At 64.2% G+C, this 18,869-nt stretch carries 13 protein-coding genes; 5 read left to right on the top strand and 8 right to left on the bottom strand.

Annotated elements, in window-relative coordinates:
- Nucleotides 1–35: 35 nt before the first annotated feature.
- Nucleotides 36–566, bottom strand: a complete 531-nt coding sequence (locus SA496_RS02120; protein ID WP_120653013.1) for a hypothetical protein — start codon at nucleotides 564–566, stop codon at nucleotides 36–38.
- A gap of 64 nt (nucleotides 567–630) precedes the next feature.
- Nucleotides 631–2,298 (bottom strand): energy-dependent translational throttle protein EttA, encoded by a 1,668-nt coding sequence (ettA, locus tag SA496_RS02115; protein ID WP_120653014.1) that lies wholly within the window; start codon nucleotides 2,296–2,298, stop codon nucleotides 631–633.
- Between the two features lie 339 nt (nucleotides 2,299–2,637).
- Between ettA and SA496_RS02110 the strand changes: the two genes are divergently transcribed.
- Together SA496_RS02110 and glyA are read left to right on the top strand one after the other, a co-directional pair.
- Nucleotides 2,638–6,777, top strand: a complete 4,140-nt coding sequence (locus SA496_RS02110; protein ID WP_330115613.1) for a sensor domain-containing protein — start codon at nucleotides 2,638–2,640, stop codon at nucleotides 6,775–6,777.
- A gap of 135 nt (nucleotides 6,778–6,912) precedes the next feature.
- Nucleotides 6,913–8,166 carry a serine hydroxymethyltransferase gene (gene glyA / locus SA496_RS02105; RefSeq protein ID WP_120653015.1) on the top strand — a complete coding sequence of 418 codons (1,254 nt, stop codon included), beginning with the start codon at nucleotides 6,913–6,915 and terminating at the stop codon, nucleotides 8,164–8,166.
- 486 nt (nucleotides 8,167–8,652) lie between these two features.
- On the opposite strand, the gene SA496_RS02100 is transcribed toward glyA, so the two are convergent.
- The 4 genes from SA496_RS02100 to SA496_RS02085 all read right to left on the bottom strand — a co-directional run bounded on the left by SA496_RS02100 (nucleotide 8,653) and on the right by SA496_RS02085 (nucleotide 12,908).
- Nucleotides 8,653–9,720: an extracellular solute-binding protein gene (locus SA496_RS02100; protein WP_120653016.1), complete on the bottom strand. Its 1,068-nt coding sequence runs from the start codon at nucleotides 9,718–9,720 to the stop codon at nucleotides 8,653–8,655.
- A 243-nt stretch (nucleotides 9,721–9,963) separates the two neighbouring features.
- Nucleotides 9,964–10,167: a YbdD/YjiX family protein gene (locus SA496_RS02095; RefSeq protein ID WP_120653017.1), complete on the bottom strand. Its 204-nt coding sequence runs from the start codon at nucleotides 10,165–10,167 to the stop codon at nucleotides 9,964–9,966.
- Nucleotides 10,168–10,180: 13 nt separating this feature from the next.
- Complete coding sequence (locus SA496_RS02090; protein WP_120653018.1) at nucleotides 10,181–12,247, bottom strand: carbon starvation CstA family protein; 2,067 nt, start codon at nucleotides 12,245–12,247, stop codon at nucleotides 10,181–10,183.
- Nucleotides 12,248–12,401: 154 nt separating this feature from the next.
- Complete coding sequence (locus SA496_RS02085; protein ID WP_120653019.1) at nucleotides 12,402–12,908, bottom strand: DUF3015 domain-containing protein; 507 nt, start codon at nucleotides 12,906–12,908, stop codon at nucleotides 12,402–12,404.
- Between the two features lie 171 nt (nucleotides 12,909–13,079).
- Here SA496_RS02085 and SA496_RS02080 point away from each other — a divergent pair, with 171 nt between their 5' ends.
- From SA496_RS02080 to SA496_RS02070, 3 genes are read left to right on the top strand one after another with little or no spacing between them, the layout of a single operon-like run.
- Entirely contained in the window at nucleotides 13,080–14,261 is a 1,182-nt protein-coding gene (locus SA496_RS02080; protein ID WP_330115612.1) for a DUF3142 domain-containing protein, read from the top strand.
- The gene (locus SA496_RS02075; RefSeq protein ID WP_330114975.1) at nucleotides 14,248–16,413 is read left to right on the top strand and encodes a hypothetical protein; all 2,166 of its coding nucleotides are present in this window, start codon (nucleotides 14,248–14,250) and stop codon (nucleotides 16,411–16,413) included. The genes SA496_RS02080 and SA496_RS02075 overlap by 14 nt, the downstream gene beginning before the upstream one ends.
- 52 nt (nucleotides 16,414–16,465) lie before the next feature.
- Nucleotides 16,466–16,834, top strand: a complete 369-nt coding sequence (locus tag SA496_RS02070; RefSeq protein ID WP_330114974.1) for a PilZ domain-containing protein — start codon at nucleotides 16,466–16,468, stop codon at nucleotides 16,832–16,834.
- Nucleotides 16,835–17,115: 281 nt separating this feature from the next.
- On the opposite strand, the gene radA is transcribed toward SA496_RS02070, so the two are convergent.
- The gene (gene radA, locus SA496_RS02065) at nucleotides 17,116–18,480 is read right to left on the bottom strand and encodes a DNA repair protein RadA (RefSeq protein ID WP_120653022.1); all 1,365 of its coding nucleotides are present in this window, start codon (nucleotides 18,478–18,480) and stop codon (nucleotides 17,116–17,118) included.
- Nucleotides 18,481–18,523: 43 nt separating this feature from the next.
- A complete protein-coding gene (locus tag SA496_RS02060; protein ID WP_120653023.1) occupies nucleotides 18,524–18,802 on the bottom strand; it encodes a hypothetical protein in 279 nt (92 codons plus the stop codon).
- Between the last annotated feature and the right edge of the window lie 67 nt (nucleotides 18,803–18,869).

Genomic DNA, 18,869 nt, shown 5'->3' with positions numbered 1-18,869 from the left:
AAGTAACCCAAGGCGTGGGACGGGGCCTGAACGGTTCAGCGCCCCGCCGACGTGCGCAGCACCTCTCGGGGATTGATGCCCAGTGCACTGCGCTTGCCGCGCAGCACTACCGCGCCGTGGTCCGGCAGGGAATGCCAGACATCTTCCGCAACGCAGACACCGACGCCCATTGCCGCGTCGTCCAGCACCAGCTCCACCCGGAACTGGCAGCCGAGGCCGCCGTCATCCTTGTCCAGAACCCTGGCCGCGAACTCGGCGTCCTCCCCCAGCCACTGGGTGTAAAGCGCCGCCACCGGCACCTGCAGCGCGCCCCAGACCACCAGGATCAGTAGCGACCCCAGGACAGCGTGTAGCTGCCAGCGCGCACTGTCGGTTTCCAACTGAAAGAGGCTGACGAAACGCTCCCGCCAGGCCAGCCAGGCGTACAGCCCGCTGCCAGCCACGAGGGCACAGCCGACCGAACCGGCTTTCCAGGCAGGTGACGGGTAGAACGAGAAGTACAGGCCGCAGACCCCGAACAACGCCAGGGACGAGAGCCAGAACAGGTAGTGATTGAATCCCTTCATGGAGCCTCCTGAAACGACAACGGAGCCAAAGGGCTCCGTTGTCTTCTGCTGCCTGCCCGGTAAATTACTGGGCGAGCTTCTTGTAGCGCACCCGGTGCGGCTGGGCGGCAGCCTCGCCGAGGCGTTTCTTGCGGTCCGCCTCGAACTCGGTGTAGTTGCCTTCGAAGAAGGTCACCTTGCCGTCGTCCTCATAGGACAGGATGTGGGTGGCGATACGGTCCAGGAACCAGCGATCGTGGGAGATCACGATGGCGGCGCCCGGGAAGTCCAGCAGCGCTTCTTCCAGCGCACGCAGGGTTTCCACGTCGAGGTCGTTGGACGGTTCGTCGAGCAGCAGCACGTTGCCGCCCTGCTTCAGGGTCAGGGCCAGGTGCAGGCGGCCACGCTCACCACCGGAGAGGTCCTTGACGAACTTCTGCTGGTCGGCGCCCTTGAAGTTGAAGCGGCCGACATAGCTGCGCGACGGGACTTCATAGTTGCCGATCTTGATCTGCTCGAAACCGTCGGAAACCTGCTGCCAAACGGTCTTGGTGCCTTCCAGGCTGTCGCGGCTCTGGTCGACGCTGGCGATCTGCACGGTCTCACCGATGTCGATGGTGCCGGAGTCCGGTTGCTCCTTACCGGTGAGCATGCGGAACAGCGTGGACTTGCCCGCACCGTTGCCGCCGATCACGCCGACGATGGCGCCTTTCGGAATGCTCAGGGACAGGTCGTCGATCAGGACACGATCACCGTAGCCCTTGGTAACGTTGTGCAGCTCGATGACCTTGTCACCCAGGCGCGGACCGGCCGGGATGTAGATCTCGTTGGTTTCGCTGCGCTTCTGGAATTCCTGGGATTGCATTTCCTCGAAGCGTTGCAGGCGCGCCTTGGACTTGGACTGGCGAGCCTTGGCGCCCTGGCGAACCCACTCCAGCTCGGCCTTCATGGCCTTGGCGTGGGAGGCTTCCTGCTTGGCTTCCTGGGCCAGGCGGTTGGCCTTGGATTCCAGCCAGCCGGAGTAGTTGCCCTCGAAGGGGATGCCGTGGCCACGGTCCAGCTCGAGAATCCAGCCGGCTACGTTGTCGAGGAAGTAACGGTCGTGGGTAATGGCTACCACGGTGCCGGGGAAGTCGTGGAGGAAGTGCTCCAGCCAGGCCACGGAGTCGGCGTCCAGGTGGTTGGTCGGCTCGTCCAGCAGCAGCATGTCAGGGGCGGACAGCAGCAGGCGGCACAGGGCCACGCGGCGCTTCTCGCCACCGGAAAGGTGTTCGATCTTCGCGTCCCACTGCGGCAGGCGCAGAGCATCGGCGGCGACTTCCAGCTGGCGCTCCAGGTTATGGCCATCGGAGGCCTGGAGGATGGCTTCCAGCTTGGCCTGCTCGGCAGCCAGGGCATCGAAATCGGCGTCCGGCTCGGCGTAGGCGGCGTAGACCTCGTCCAGGCGGGCCTGGGCCTGCTTGATCTCGCCCACCGCCTCTTCGACGATGTCGCGCACGGTCTTGGTCGGATCCAGCTTGGGTTCCTGGGGCAGGTAGCCGACTTTGATGCCAGGCATCGGGCGGGCTTCACCATCGATCTCGGTATCCACCCCGGCCATGATGCGCAGGAGGGTCGACTTACCCGCGCCGTTCAGACCGAGCACGCCGATCTTGGCGCCCGGGAAGAAGGAAAGGGAAATGTCTTTGAGGATCTCACGCTTCGGGGGCACGACCTTGCCGACCCGGTGCATGGTGTAGACGTATTGAGCCATGACTGACCTTGGTGCTGTGACGAATGTGGAATAAGGCGGGGAGCGACTATCAGGGAACAGGCGCTCCCGCGCGCGTGCGGCAAAGCTACCGGAATGCACCGGGGAGGGCAAACGACACTCGTCGGTCGTACTGGCACTTTGCATGCCTTCAGGGCATGCTAGCCGCCCGCGCCCCATGTGGCACGGGACACCCCGTCACCTGCCAATCGAGCAGTAGCAGGAACGCCACGCTTGCCAGTCAGCTCCCGCCCTCCGACCCAGCATGAGCCAGGACATCTCCTGGCCAGCGCGCCCGCGCGCGGCTCGGTCAAGGGACTGCTGGTCGGTCTCGTGCTGCTGATGCTCGCACTACTCCTCTGGCAGCTGCATCAGGAGTACCGCCAGCTGCAGGACGGCGCCCGGGAGCGCAACTACACGCTGACCCGCGAGCTGGCCAGCCACCTTGAGCTGGTCATGCAGATGAAGGCCGACGCGGTGCTTGCACTGCTTCGCCAGCAACCGACCAGGCCCGAGGTCGAAGACGAGCGACTGGCCGAACTTGAGCTCGTGCGCCCCATCCTGCCAGCGATCACCAGCCTGGCCTGGCTCAACCCCAATGGCGGCGTACTGGCAGATACCCAGGCCGACAGCGACGATGAACTGTTCCTCGCCAGCCTGGCCCAGCGTAGCGAGGGCCAGACCTATCACTTCGCCTTCAGCACCGCGGGTCGAGGCGAGGTCTACCTGATCCTGCGCCAGTCGCCGCTGCCCGAGCCCAGCGGCTACTGGGCCCTGCGCCTGGACGCCGAGGCCATTCGCACCTGGCTGCTCAAGCACGAAGACCGCAATTACCGCTGGCTACTGGAAGACCATTTCCTGCAGCGGGTCCTGGCGCAAAGCGGCAAATTCAGCCACAGCAATCCCATCGTGATGCCCGTGACCGCCGAGCAGGAAGGGCAGACCATCCTCGTTTCGGCGCTCAAGAACAGCGATTGGCAATTGCGAGCGCTGCACGACGAGCGCCAGGTACGCGCCCGACTGCTGCCTGAACTGCTCAGCAAACTGCTGCTGTTCCTCATCAGCGCCAGCCTGGCGTTGATCGCCCTCTACTACCTGCAGCGCGAGCAACGCGGCCTGCGCGAACTCAACGCCGCATCACGACGCTCGCTGCGCCAGGCTGCCAGTGCCCTTGGTGTGATCGAGGAGCGTGTGCTGGTGACCCAGGTAGACGGCCGCCTGAGCTACCTCAACCCCCAGGCCGAGACCATGTTCGGCATCAGCGGCGAAACCGCCCAGGACCACCACCTGCTGGCCCTGCTGCCGGGCCTGGACCCGCTGCTGCTCAATGCGCCGAACCTGGACCACGAACTGGGTTCGGACCTGGTGCAGTTTCGGCGCAACGGCGAGACGCGCCTGCTGGCTGTCACCCGTAACGATCTCAATGACGGTAGCCAGCTGCTCGGCTATGTCTGGGTGGTGCGCGACGTCACTGAAGAGCAGCACGCACTGCGCGTACTGCAGGAAACCCGGCGTCGCTACCAGGACATCTTCGAGGGCAGCGGCATCGCGCTCTGCGTGCTGGACCTCGCCGATCTGCGCAAGTACCTGATCCAGCAAGGTATGCGCGATCACGCCAGCCTCGCGGCATGGTTCAAGGACAATCGCGAACGTCACGCCGAACCGCTGCGCCTGCTGCGTATCACCGAGGTGAACCAGGTGGCCATGCGCCTGCTGGAAGTCAGCAGCAGCGAGCAGGCCTGGTGCCAGTTGATCGGCACGCACCCACTGCGTGAGGGCGGCATCCGCTTCCAGGTGATGGCCGCCCTGCTGGGAGGCAACAGGCACCTGGAAATGGAAAGCCAGATCGTCACGGCCCAGGGACAGGTGAGACACATCTGGCTGGTGCTGCACCTGCCGGACATGATCCAGGACCTCGAAGCCGTCACCCTCAGCATCAGCGACATCACCAGCCGCAAACAGGTCGAGCTGTCGCTGATCGAACGTGAGCGATTCTGGTCCGACGTGGTGCTGGCGGTGCCCGATACCCTTTATGTGCACGACATCATCAGCAAACGGGTGATGCTCACCAACAATCGCCTTGCCCAACAGCTGGGCTACAGCCGAAAAGATGTGCGCAAGATGGGCGAGCGCTTCTGGGAGGAAGTGCTACATCCCGACGACGCCGAACAGTACTGGCGCGTGCGCAGCCTGCAGCAGGTAGTGGGCGATGGCATGCTTCTGCAGTGCCAGTTGCGCTGGCGACACAAGGACGGAAGCTGGCACTGGTTCGATGTGCGCGAGCAGGCCCTGGCCCGCGACGACAAGGGCCGCGTCAGCCGCCTGATCGGCGTGGCGAAAGACATCACCGAGCAAATCGAAGCCACCGAGTCCATGCGCGAGAGTGAACGCCGCTACCGCATGCTGGCCGAAAGCATCAGCGACGTGATCTTCACCACCGACAGCGAACTACAGCTCAACTACGTCAGCCCCTCGGTCCAGCCAGTACTCGGCTATAGCGCTGACTGGGCCATCGCCAACGGTTTCCAGGGAATGGCGGCCGACCCACGGCAAATGCTCGAGCTGTTCGATCAGCTTGAGCAGATTCGCAGCGCCCTGGGCAACCCCCAGCGCCTGGCCGAACTGCGCAACCAGATGCCGGCGCGGCTGTTCCTTTTCGACTGCATGCGTGCCGATGGCCAGAAGATCCCGGTGGAACTGCGCACCATGCTGATGTGGGACGAATACGGGCGCTTCGAAGGCATGCTCGGCGTCGGTCGGGACATCAGCCAGCAACGCCGCGCCGACAAGGATCTGCGCATGGCGGCTACGGTGTTCGAGCACTCCACCTCGGCCATCCTCGTCACCGATCCGGCGGGTTACATCGTCCAGGTCAACGAAGCCTTCTGCCGCATTACCGGCCACAAGGCCGACGAAGTGCTGGATCAGCTGCCATCGATGCTCACCGCCGACCGCCAGCAGGCCAATCAGCTCAACTACATCATTGGCCAACTCAACCAGCGCGGCAGTTGGGAAGGCGAGATCTGGCTCAAGCGCCACGAAGGCGACACCTACCCCGCCTGGGTCGGCATCACCGCCGTGCACGACGAAGACGGTGACCTGGTCAGCTACGTCTGCTTCTTCAGCGACATCAGCGAGCGCAAGGCCAGCGAGCAGCGCATCCATCGCCTGGCCTACTACGACGGCCTGACCCACTTGCCCAACCGCACGCTTTTCCAGGACCGGCTGCATACGGCCCTGCAGTACGCCGAGCGGCACCAGGAATGGGTGGTGCTGATGTTCCTCGATCTCGACCGTTTCAAGCCGATCAACGACTCCCTCGGTCACGCCGCCGGCGATCGCATGCTTAAGGATGTCGCCGTGCGCCTGGCGGCCTGCGTTCACGATGACGACACCGTGGCGCGCATGGGCGGCGACGAATTCACCTTGCTGCTGCAGCCACGCGCCACCCGAGAAGGCGCCCTGAACCGGGCCGTGCATGTCGCCGAACAGATCCTCGACAGCCTGGCCCGCCCCTTCGTTCTCGAAGGCCGCGAGTTCTTCGTCACTGCGAGCATCGGCATCGCCCTCGCGCCCCAGGACGGCCGCGAGCTGAGCCAATTGATGAAGAACGCCGACACGGCGATGTACCACGCCAAGGAACGCGGCAAGAACAACTTCCAGTTCTACCAGGCGGATATGAACGCCCGCGCCCTGGAACGCCTGGAACTGGAGAGCGATCTGCGTCACGCCCTGGAGCAGGGCGAATTCCTTCTCTACTACCAGCCGCAGTTCTCCGGCGACGGCAAGCGCCTGACCGGAGTGGAGGCCCTGCTGCGCTGGCGCCAGCCCAAGCGCGGGTTGGTACCGCCTGGTGAGTTCATTCCGGTGCTGGAAGAGCTCGGTCTGGTGGTGCAGGTAGGCGACTGGGTACTGAACGAAGCCTGCCGCCAACTCAAGGCCTGGCACCAGGAGAAGATTCGCCTGCCGAAGATTTCGGTGAACATTTCCGCCCGCCAGTTCGCCGACGGACAACTGGCCGAGCGCATCGCCGCCATCATCGAAGACAGTGGCCTGCCACCGGCCTGTCTGGAGCTGGAATTGACCGAGAGCATCCTGATGCGCGACGTGGCCGAAGCCATGGACATCCTCGAGAACCTCAAGCGCCTGGGCCTGTGCATTGCGGTGGACGACTTCGGCACCGGCTACTCATCGCTCAACTACCTCAAGCAGTTCCCCATCGACGTACTGAAGATCGACCGCAGCTTCGTCGACGGCCTGCCCGATGGCGAGCGCGACGCACAGATCGCCCGCGCCATCATCGCCATGGCCCACAGCCTGAACCTGGCGGTGATCGCCGAAGGCGTGGAGACCCACGCCCAGCTCGAGTTCCTTCGCGAACACGGTTGCGACGAAGTCCAGGGCTACCTCTTCGGCCACCCGATGCCGGCGGCGCGCTTCGAGCACCTGTTCGGCAGCAGTGCCAACTTCATCCTCAGCTGAGTCGGCGTTCAGTTCCGCACAAGCGCTGGCCATGAGGGCCACTTGTCTGTCACATGACCGACCTTCATATGCCAGCCAGCGACCTATCAGGTAGAATGCGACCCTTTCCTAGCACCGATCCTTATGAGGACCGCCATGTTCAGCCGTGATTTGACCCTCGCCCGCTACGATGCCGACCTGTTCGCCGCCATGGAGCAAGAAGCCAAGCGCCAGGAAGAGCACATCGAGCTCATCGCCTCCGAGAACTACACCAGCCCGGCGGTGATGGAAGCCCAGGGCTCCGTGCTGACCAACAAGTACGCCGAAGGCTACCCGCACAAGCGCTACTACGGTGGCTGCGAATACGTCGACATCGTCGAGCAACTGGCCATCGACCGCGCCAAGGAACTGTTCGGCGCCGACTACGCCAACGTTCAGCCACACGCGGGCTCCCAGGCCAACGCTGCCGTCTACCTGGCGCTGCTCAATGCCGGTGACACCATCCTCGGCATGAGCCTGGCCCACGGCGGCCACCTGACCCACGGCGCCAGCGTGAGCTCCTCCGGCAAGCTGTACAACGCCGTACAGTACGGCATCGATGCCAATGGCCTGATCGACTACGACGAAGTCGAGCGCCTGGCCGTCGAGCACAAGCCGAAGATGATCGTCGCCGGCTTCTCCGCCTACTCCCAGGTTCTGGACTTCCCGCGCTTCCGCGCCATCGCCGACAAGGTAGGCGCCTACCTGTTCGTCGACATGGCCCATGTTGCCGGTCTGGTCGCCGCTGGCGTCTACCCGAACCCGGTTCCGTTCGCCGACGTGGTCACCACCACCACCCACAAGACCCTGCGCGGTCCGCGTGGCGGCCTGATCCTCGCTCGCAAGAACGAAGAGATCGAGAAGAAGCTGAACTCCGCTGTATTCCCGGGCGCCCAGGGCGGTCCGCTGGAGCACGTGATCGCCGCCAAGGCCGTGTGCTTCAAGGAAGCCCTGCAGCCTGAGTTCAAGACCTACCAGCAGCAGGTCCTGAAAAACGCCCAGACCATGGCCCAGGTCTTCATCGACCGTGGCTTCGACGTGGTTTCCGGCGGTACCCAGAACCACCTGTTCCTGCTGTCGCTGATCAAGCAGGACATCACGGGTAAAGACGCCGACGCCGCCCTGGGTCGCGCCTTCATCACCGTGAACAAGAACTCGGTACCGAACGACCCGCGTTCTCCGTTCGTCACCTCCGGCCTGCGTATCGGCACCCCGGCGGTCACCACTCGCGGTTTCAAGGAAGCCGAGTGCCGCGAACTGGCCGGCTGGATCTGCGACATCCTCGAGAACATGGGCGACGAGTCCGTGATCGACGCGGTTCGCGAGAAGGTCAAGGCCATCTGCGCCAAGCTGCCGGTTTACGGCAAGTAAGCGACAGAGCAACGAGAAAGCCCGGCAAATGCCGGGCTTTTTTGTGGGTGTTCAGCTCGTACCGGATTGGCAATCCGGTACGAGTCGGCTTCGACATAGGTGACCCGTTCATTGCCGAGTGGACTTCCACTTTCTGTTTCGTCTTCCCAGGCGAGTCCCTTCCTCAATCGGCAGATGGCCGCACCCGGAAAGAAGCCAAAGGGCTTGCCCCTGCATCCGGCCCCGGCTTCGCCGGGGTGCCCTCCCTCCATCATTGCGCTGGGCTTACTGAAGAGGCGGAGTCGCTGCCCCACCTCCTCTGCAAACCTTCAGGCGATACCCACGCATCAGCATTGTTCTGCCACTTCCGGTGCGAGTCCCCCCTCTACCTCGGGGAGAGGGACGGGGGTGAGGGAAGCCCGCGCCTCTCGCGCAATCTTGCCAATCGAGGATGAGACCTTGATCTGGAAATCCGCATACCTCCAAGGCCTCAGGATGCTCCACCCCTCACAACGCAGTACGCGCCGCCTTGATCTGCTGCCACAGCGCGTCGACGTGCGTTTTCTGCTCTGGCTTCAGGCGCTCCAGGAAGTACAGGCGCTTTCGCTCTGCCTGGTCGGGCACCAGCATCGGTTGCTCCTGCGCCAGCCGGGCCATTTCCGGCGAATCTGCCGCCATGGGCGAATAGAAGCGCGATGCCAGGGCATTGCGCCGCGCATTCTCGGGCTTCAGCAGATAGTCGATGAACCGGTAGGCAAGGTCGGGCCGCGCGGCATTGGCGGGAATCGCCAGGCTGTCGATAAACACCAGGGCACCCTCATCAGGAATCCGAAAACGCAGCGCAGGGTTCTTTTCCGCCGCCGTCAGCGCATGTCCAACCCAGGCCATGGCCACACAGAGCTTGCCGCTGGCGAGGTCGCCGACATAGCCGTCGTTGTCCAGGTTACGGAACTGCCCCTGCATGGCCAGCAACTGCTTGCCGGCCTGGTCAATCTGCCGGGTGCCTGCCTTGCTCAGGTTACGGCCTCGATAGTTGAGCCATAGTGAAAGGGTCTCCTCCGGTGCATCCAGCATTCCCAGGCCGCAGCCCGCCAGGCGCGATCGCTGCTGCTCGTCGAAGAGCAGGCTCCAGCTGTTTGGCAAGGCACCGCCAAGCGCCGCTTCAGCCAGGGACGGATTGCTCACCAGGCCAACCGAGCCCCAGAGATAGGGCACCACGTAGCGGTTCGCAGAATCGAATCCGGCCAGCATGGCCAGCAGTGCAGGGTCCAGGCTGCCGTAATGGGGCAACTGAGCGAAATCCAGAGACTGCAGGCGCTTTTCGCCGATCAACCTTGTGAGCTGGAAATGCGAGGGCACCACCAGGTCGTACTGCGCCGACCCGGCCAGGGCCGCATCCAGGTCAGCGGCAGTATTGAAAGTGGTGTACTCGACGCGAATCCCGCTTTCACGCTGGAAAGCGGCGAGCACCTCGGGATCGATGTAGTTGGTCCAGTTGTAGACCCGCAAAACCTCTTCGGCCTGGGCAAACGCGGTCAGCAACGTGCACAGCAACAGGCAGAACGTCTTCTTCATGGTTCCCTCCCGCCCTGCTCCGTTGAGGGCTGGGAAGGATTAGAACCATCACCATCGACGGCGTCGTGATCGTGCGTGCCAGTCACTTGTGTCTGGCTGCCGGATTGTTGGGACTGCGGGCCGGTTCGCACCGGGCCCAGGTGGCACGTCACGTGGAGTGGACCGCGCTTCACCGGTCCAGCAACTGAGCACAAAAAAAAGCGCCACGACAACGCGTGGCGCTCCTTGCCTCTGCCTTTCAGCTCAGCAACAACGCACGGGCCGTCCCTTGCCACCGCCGTAACGCGCCTCCTGGCGCTCGCGGAAGAACTCCTCGTAAGTCATTACCGGCTTGTCCGGGTGCTTGTTGTGCATGTGTTCGACGTAATTGTCGTAGTCGGGCATGCCCACGAGCATTCGCGCGGCCTGCCCGAGGTATTTCCCCATGCGGCTCAAGTCATTGAACATACGCGCGGCCTCCTCATGCGTCCGGAATCGGCTGGAACGGCGATTCCTTGTCGGTGCGCTCCGGTTTCATCCAGGCGCTGCGTCCCACCTTGATGGCGTAGAACAGGATGCTCAGTACCACGAAGAGGAACAGCACGGTCAGGGTCGCGTTGGTGTAGGCGTTGAAGATCACATGCTGCATCTGGGTAATGTCCTTGGCCGGTGCCATGATCTGGCCAGCCTCGAGCGCATCGCTGTACTTCTTGGCCAGGGCCAGGAAACCAACGGCCGGGTTCGGGTCGAGCAGCTTGATCAGGCCCGCAGTGGTGGTGCAGATCAGCAGCCAGGTGGCCGGAATCAGCGTCACCCAGACGTAGCGCTGGCGCTTCATCTTGATCAGCACCACGCAACCCAGCATCAGGGCGATGCCCGCCAGCATCTGGTTGGAAATGCCGAACAGCGGCCACAGGGTGTTGATACCGCCCAGCGGGTCGATCACGCCCTGGTACAGCAGCCAGCCCCACATGGCCACGCAACCGGCGGTGGCGATGACGTTGGCGGTCCAGGACTCAGTGTTGCTGAGTGTCGGTACGAACTCACCCAGAAGGTCCTGCAGCATGAAGCGCCCGGCACGGGTACCGGCGTCCACCGCGGTGAGGATGAACAGTGCCTCGAAGAGGATCGCGAAGTGGTACCAGAAGGCCATGGTGTTCTCACCCGGCAGCACCTGGTGAAGGATCTGCGCGATACCCACGGCCAGAGTCGGCGCACCACCGGCGCGGGCCAGGATGGTGTGCTCGCCGATGTCCTTGGCGGTGGCCTCCAGTGCCTCGGGCGTGATGGCGAAGCCCCAGTTGCTGACCGCCGCGGCCACGCTGGCGACATCCGCACCTACCACGGCAGGCGGGCTGTTCATGGCGAAGTACACACCCGGCTCGATCACCGAGGCGGCGACCATGGCCATGATGGCGACGAAGGACTCCATCAGCATGCCGCCGTAGCCGATGTAGCGGGCATGGGACTCACTGGACAGCAGCTTGGGTGTGGTGCCGGAACTGATTAGCGCGTGGAAGCCGGAAACGGCGCCGCAGGCGATGGTGATGAACAGGAAGGGGAACAGGGCGCCCTTCCACACCGGACCGGTGCCGTCGACGAACTGGGTCAGCGCCGGCATTTTCAGTTCCGGCATGGTGATCAGGATGCCGATGGCCAGCGCGACGATGGTGCCGATCTTCAGGAAGGTCGACAGGTAATCACGTGGCGCCAGCACCAGCCACACTGGCAGCACGGCGGCCACGAAGCCGTAGCCGATCAGCATCCAGGTGATCTGCACACCGGTGAAGGTGAAGGCCGGGCCCCAGACCGGGTCAGCAGCCACCTGGCCACCCAGCCAGATGGATGTCAGCAGCAGCACCACGCCCACCACCGAAATCTCACCGATGCGCCCCGGGCGGATGTAGCGCATGTAGATGCCCATCAACATCGCGATGGGGATGGTGGCCATCACGGTGAACATACCCCACGGGCTTTCGGCCAGGGCTTTCACCACGATCAGCGAGAGCACCGCGAGGATGATGACCATGATCAGGAAAGCGCCGAACAGCGCAATGGTGCCAGGGACCTGCCCCATTTCCTCGCGCACCAGCTCGCCAAGGGACCGGCCGTCTCGACGACTGGAAATGAACAGCACCATGAAGTCCTGCACCGCACCGGCCAGCACCACGCCGGCGATCAGCCAGAGCGTGCCGGGCAGGTAGCCCATCTGCGCGGCGAGTACCGGGCCCACCAGCGGACCGGCACCGGCAATGGCGGCGAAGTGGTGACCAAAGAGCACATGCTTGTTGGTCGGAACGTAGTCCAGACCGTCGTTATGGATGATCGCCGGTGTGGCACGGGCGGGGTCGAGCTGCATCACCTTGTTGGCGATAAACAGGCTGTAGTAGCGGTAGGCAACCAGATAAAGGGCAACGGCGGCCACCACAATCCACAGGGCGTTGATCGCTTCGCCGCGACGCAACGCGACGACGCCCAGAGCACAGGCGCCGACCACAGCCAGCACTGCCCATGGCAGGTGGCGCAGGACGCTGTTGTTATTGTTCATAGGAAGCTCCGAATGGATGGACAAACAAGCTGCCGCACAAGCTTAGTCCGTCTGGAGGCAACCGGTGGCTGGCCACCGTCTGCAATGACCCTTTGCACGACCGGGGGCTAGAAAAAAGCCGGGCATTGCCCGGCTCTTTTATGCGCTGCGGAACTTAACTCGGCTGCTTGGCATAGCGGGCCAGCTGGTGGTCGCGGCTCATCACGTCCAGGGTCGCGGCAAGTACTTGCTCCCCGGTGACGTCCGAGCCGGAGAAGATGGTAGAGAAATTGGCCTGGGTGACCTGGGCGAAGTGCGCGCGGTCGCCCTGTTCGATACCCAGCAGGGTCGCATAGGCATCCAGTGCCTCGCCCTTGCCCTGGGCCATGTCTTCGGCAATGTTGTCCAGCATGCCGTTCATGGCCAGCAAGGACCGGCCTCCATAGCCAATGCGGACGCTGGAATCGCAACCGTTGGTCCCCGAAGTCAGGCCGAAGGTGGCATTACCTGACGTACCGTTGGTGGTGGTGGCCAGCAGGTGTGGCACGAGGCCACGCTGACCTTCGAACACCATGTTGCCCCAGCCGCAGCCGCCACCCCCGGCCTGGTCCGCTTGTGCAGCCAGACTCGCCGCACTCAGCAGTCCTACGATCAACCCCTTGCTCAGCAGTCGCTTATCCATATTCTGCGCTCCGCATGGATTTATAGAGAAACCGCCTAAGGAGCTTTGGTGACGGATGGGGAACTGTCAAACCAGCGCCGGCAGGCCTTGCCGGCACCTGGGAATGCGGATGTAATTCGCCGCACTCCGGCTCGAATGCCCAAGGACACCGCCCCAGTGCGCGTCGCATCCATGCCTGTCCCCTATCTCCGTGTCGCCCTCGCCCTTCTGCTGCTCGGCGAGGCTGGCTGTCGGCCGGAAATACCACAAGCGCTCGACCAGCAGCTCTACATCTGGCAACGCCAATGGCGGCCCGCCCACGCAGATGCGCTGGCTGCCAGCCGCGCCGACTTTTCTACCCTTCGGGTGCTCGCCGCCCAGGCCCATCCCGGCGCAGGCTGGTCTCGTATCAGGGTGAATGCAGGGATGCTCAAAGCCGATGGCCGTCCGCTGGTGGCCGTCGTGCGGCTGGATGGCCAACTGCCGGAGCTGGACCTACAGCGCACCCGCGACGATATCCTCGCGCTGATGAACGACTGGCGCGCGCTGGGCCTCGCCGTGCAGGGGCTGGAGATCGACCACGATTGCGCCAGTGCACGCCTGCCAGCCTATCGCGCCTTCCTCGGTGAACTGCGCCAAGCGCTGCCAACGGAGCTGAAACTCAGTATTACCGCCCTGCCCGCCTGGCTCGACAGCCCCGCCCTCGTCGATTTGCTGCGCGAGGTGGACAGCAGCGTGCTGCAGGTCCATGCAGTCAACGCCCCGGCGAACGGACTGTTCGACCCTGCCCGCGCCCTGACCTGGACCCGGCGCTGGAGCCAGATCAGCGACCGCCCCTTCCAACTCGCCTTGCCCGCCTATGGCATCGCCCTGGTGAACGGCGTGGTGGAAAGTGAAAGCCCGCTGGCGCTTGCCGGACCGCGCCGTGAACTACAGGCAGACCCGCGGCAACTGGCCGAATTGCTCACCGAACTACGGCAGACGCCTCCCGCGCACCTGGCCGGCGTCATCTGGTTCCGCCTGCCGCTGGCCGGCGACCGTCGTGCCTGGCCGCTCGACACCCTCAAGGCTGTAGCGCGCGGCGACGAGCTATACGCGGATATCCGGCCACAGGTCAGTCAGCATGGGCCGCTCCACGAACTGGTCCTGAGCAATCAAGGCAACCTTGCCGCCGCGTTGCCGGAACGCATCGAGCTGCCGGCGCAAGCCTGCGATGCTGCCGATGCCCTGGCCGGCTATCGCCTGGAACGTACGGCCAGTGCCCTGGTATTCACCCGCCACACCGAAGGCCAGCTCTCCGCCGGCCAGCAACGTGCCCTGGGTTGGGCACGCTGCCAGCAAGTCGATCAAGGAGGATCCCATGTCTACCCCTGAACGCAGCCGGCGACTGGCGCTGGCCATTGCACTCTGCCTGCCGGTATTGAGTGCCCAGGCCTGCGGGCCGGATTTTCCCCTGAGCCTGCTGGGCGACCGTGCGCAGACCCTGGCCGAACTGCCTGAGGGCAACTTCGCGTTCGAAGCGGCGCGTCTGGGCAAACCGGTGCCCGGCCTCGGCCAGTCCGGCGATGCCACCCTGGCGGGCTACTGGGACGACGGTGGAGAGCGATACCTCCAGCAGCGCGACGAGATCGAACAGAAGGAACTGGGAGACACCCTCTACCAGCAGATAAAACGCCTGCGTACGTTGACTGACTCCCGCCAGGTCGAAGACCAGGGCCAGGAGCTGCCCGCAGAGCTGCGCCTCTACAGTGCCGGCGCGGTGGCCTTCGCCCAGCAGGACTACCTGCTGGCCAGCGACTACTTTCGCCGCGTGCTGGAACTTCCGGCGGACCAACGCCGCTTGCGCGGTACCTGGGCCGCCTACTCCCTGGGGCGAGCCCAGGCCAATCTGAGCCGCCCCGAAGGCGTACCCGTCGAAGCAACCCAGCGCAGTGAGGAAGATCAGCGCCTGTTCATGCAGGATGCAGCCCAGTCCGCGCGGGAAGCGTTCCAGCAGACTCGCCAGCTCGCCATCCAAGGCTATGCCGACCCGCTGGAACTGGGCATCGCCAGCCTCGGCGAGGAAGCCCGCCTGGACTACCTGGCCGGTGACTGGGCCAGCGCCATCCGTCTCTATGCCAGCCAGACGGCCCATCGATCCAGTACCGGCTACAGCTCCCTGCGCCAACTCGCTGGCGAACTGGCGCGCATGCCCAACGAGGAGCTGGCGCCACTGCTGGCCCTACCCGAAGTGCAGCACCTGCTCACCGCTCGCCTGCTCAGCCGCATCGACGGTGAGCAGAGCGGTGATGAACGCATCAGTACGCTACTGATCGAGAACGCTGGTGCCGACCTGGCCAATGCCGATCGCCTGGCCGCCCTGAGCTACCAGTTCGGGCGCTACTCTGAGGCCGAGCACTTCGTCGCCAAGGCCGGCGACAGTGGGCTTGCCTGGTGGCTGCGGGCCAAGCTGGCCTTGCGCGATGGCGACGCGACCCGCGCCACCGAGGCCTATGCCAAGGCCGCGCGGGCCTTCCCGAAGGAAGAAGACTGGGGCTACCGGCGCACCGCAGATTGGGATTGGGAGGACGTGAAGCCGCGCTGCCGAGTGGACGGCGAGAACGCCATCCTTTCGCTCCAGCGCGGCGACTATCTGGACGCCTTCGACCTGCTCTGGCACAGCGGCGATATCTACTGGTGGGACAGCGCCACCATCGCCGAGCGCGTGCTGACCCTGGAAGAGCTCAAAGGCTATGTCGACGCCAAGGTGCCAGAGCCCAAGCCGCAGACTGCGGAAGAGCGCGAGAACTACCAGCCACGCCCGGTCGCGGCCCAACTGCGCAACCTTCTGGCCCGGCGTCTGCTGCGCGAAGGCCATTACAACGAGGCATTGCCCTACTTCGATGATGTTGAACTGCGCGAAACCGCCCGTCGCTATGGCCAGGCCCGCGAGGAGGCGGATAACCGCTGGACCGCTACCGGGCGCGCCGAAGCCCTCTATAAAGCCGCGCTGATCGCCCGCGAGCAGGGCATGGAACTGCTGGGTTACGAGATGTCGCCAGACTTTCACAGCCTAGGCGGCTCCTTCGCCCTGCTCCAGGTGGGGCAACAGCAAGCGGGCGACCTGCTGAGTGCAGACGAAGCCAAGCGACAGAACGACAACCTCGCCCAGCCCAACACCCGCTATCACTATCGCTGGGTCGCCGCGCATCTGGCCGGGCGGGCCGCCGACCAGTTGCCGCAAAATAGCCAGGCCTTCGCCGCGGTGCTGTGCAAGGCAACCGGCTTCCTGCTCAGCAGCAATCTGGAAGACGCGCGCGGCTACTACCGGCGTTATGTGCAGCACGGCCCGTATGTGCCCTGGGCAGCCAATTTCGGACGGAACTGCGAGGAGCCTGACTTCGACGCCGCGGGCAAGCGTGTCTGGGAGGAGCGCGGGAAGCAACTGCGCAACAGCTTGCGCCCCTACAAGTACCTGCTCGCCGGGGCTGGAGCGCTGATCCTGGCCCTGTCGTTTTTCTGGTTCAGGCGTCGCCGCGGCGAATGAACAGTCTCGTTGGCCTTGGCTATAGTGGATGAAATCTCTCAGGAGCATGACCATGAGTGAAATCGCCAGCGACCGTCGGCGCTTCCACCGCATCAACTTCGACGCCGCCACTACAATCAACCAGGGCGACAAGCGCTGGTCGGCGGTGCTGCACGACATTTCTCTCAAGGGCTTGCTGGTGATCCGCCCGGCTGACTGGGATGGCGATCCGGCAAGGCCGTTCGACGTGCGCGTCGATCTGGGCGCAGACGCCAAGGTCGAGATGGAAGTGGAACTGACTCGCGCCCAGGGCGACCAACTTGGATTCGTCTGCCGCCATATCGACCTCGACTCCATCAGCCACCTGCGTCGCCTGGTGGAACTCAACCTGGGTAGCGAAGAACTGCTGGAACGTGAACTGACGGCACTGGGCGAGGAGTAGCCCGCCGGGCTGAAGCTCCCTATAGGGGCGAATTCGTTCGCCAAGCAGATCGCAGTTCTGCCAAAGGTCCCTCACCCCCAGCCCTCTCCCAAAGGGAGAGGGCACTCTCCGTGCAAGTAATGACCTTCTCGCTTTTCCTGTAGGGGCGAATTCATTCGCCTAGCAGGTCGCAATTCTGCCAAAAAGTCCCCACCCCAGCCCTCTCCCAAAGGGAGAGGGGGCTGTCCGTGCAATCAATTGGCTTTTCGCTCTTCGTGTGGGAGCGAATTCATTCGCGAAAACTACTCGAACAGCGCATCCAACGCCTGCTCCAGGCGCGTCACCGCGACCACGGTGAGGCCCGGCGGATCTTCCTTGGGGGCGTTGCCCTTGGGCACGATCGCCCGCTTGAAACCATGCTTGGCGGCTTCCTTCAGGCGCTCCTGGCCGCTGGGCACCGGACGTACCTCACCGGACAACCCCACTTCACCGAACACCAGCACATCATGGGCCAGGGGGCGGTTGCGCAGACTGGAGATGATGGCGGCGATCAGCGCAAGGTCGGAAGCGGTCTCAAGTACCTTCACACCGCCAACCACGTTGAGGAACACATCCTGATCGTAGGTCGGGATGCCGCCGTGCCGGTGCAATACCGCCAGCAACATGGCCAGGCGGTTCTGGTCCAGCCCCAGGGTTACCCGTCGCGGGTTGGCCAGGTGGCTGGTGTCGACCAGCGCCTGAACCTCCACCAGCATGGGCCGCGAGCCTTCCCAGGTCGCCATTACCACGCTGCCGGGCACGGACTCCTGAGCGCGTGTGAGGAAGATCGCCGAGGGGTTGGAAACCTCCTTCAGGCCTTTGTCCGTCATGCCGAACACGCCCAGCTCGTTGACCGCACCGAAACGATTCTTCACCGCCCGCAACAGGCGCAGTCGGCCGTCGGACTCGCCCTCGAAATAGAGCACGGTGTCCACCATGTGCTCCAGCACGCGCGGGCCAGCCAGGGCGCCTTCCTTGGTCACATGGCCGACCAGGAAGATCGCCGTGCCACTCTGCTTGGCGAAACGCACCAGCAGTGCCGCACTCTCGCGGACCTGGGCCACGCCGCCTGGGGCGGACTGCAATTGCTCGGTGAAGATAGTCTGGATGGAATCGATCACCATCACCTTGGGCTGCTCGACCCGCGCGGTGGCGATGATGCTTTCGATGCAGGTCTCGGTCATGACCTTCAGCTTGTCTTCCGGCAAGCCCAGGCGGCGGGCACGCATGGCGACCTGTTGCTGGGACTCCTCACCGGTGACATAGAGCGCGGGCAGACGCGTGGCGATGTTGCAGAGGGTTTGCAGGAGGATGGTGGATTTGCCGATGCCCGGATCGCCGCCGATCAGAACCACCGACCCGTCCACCAAGCCACCACCGAGCACCCGATCAAGCTCGGTGGAAGCGGTGGAAAAACGCGGCATTTCTTCAACGCTGACCTCGGCCAGGGTCTTGATCTGCGCCTGCTGGCCGGCCCAGCCGCCGCGCCCCCCGGAGGTAGCGGCGGCGCCCTCCAGCACGGTTTCCACCAGGGTGTTCCAGGCCCCGCAGTCAGCACACTGGCCGGCCCATTTGGGGAAGGTAGCGCCGCACTCGGTGCAGCCGTACATGCGCTTGGCCTTGGCCATCAGCGAACTCCGTCAGAAAAACGAAAGCCCGCATGATAGCGGATCAGCCTCGGCAACCGCCGCCGCAGTTGCAGCATTGGCCGCTAGCGCGCCGACGCTGGCGCTCGAGATCCTGGCTCAGGCCGTCCAGGCGCATGTGCAGGGCGCTAAGGCTGGAGCCGTCCAGCGGCTCGCTGCCTTCCTCGACGCGAGCGATGCGACGTTGCAGCAGATCGTACTGTTGTTGCAGGCGGTCGAGACGCTCGATGGCTTCCTGGCGCTCAGGGGAGAGAGACGACGCGGACGAAAAATCCGCGCCGGACGAGAGGTTAGTAGCAGGCATGGGACTGGCTCCGGATAGAGGGTGAGCCAGCCTATCCGGCCTCCTTCCTGGCGCTGTTGACCCCGAT

It is taken from the genome of Pseudomonas sp. JS3066, assembly GCF_036328175.1.
Taxonomy (GTDB): Bacteria; Pseudomonadota; Gammaproteobacteria; order Pseudomonadales; family Pseudomonadaceae; genus Metapseudomonas.
Note: the sequence above shows the minus strand (reverse complement) of the source record. Positions and strands in the feature narration are given on the sequence as shown.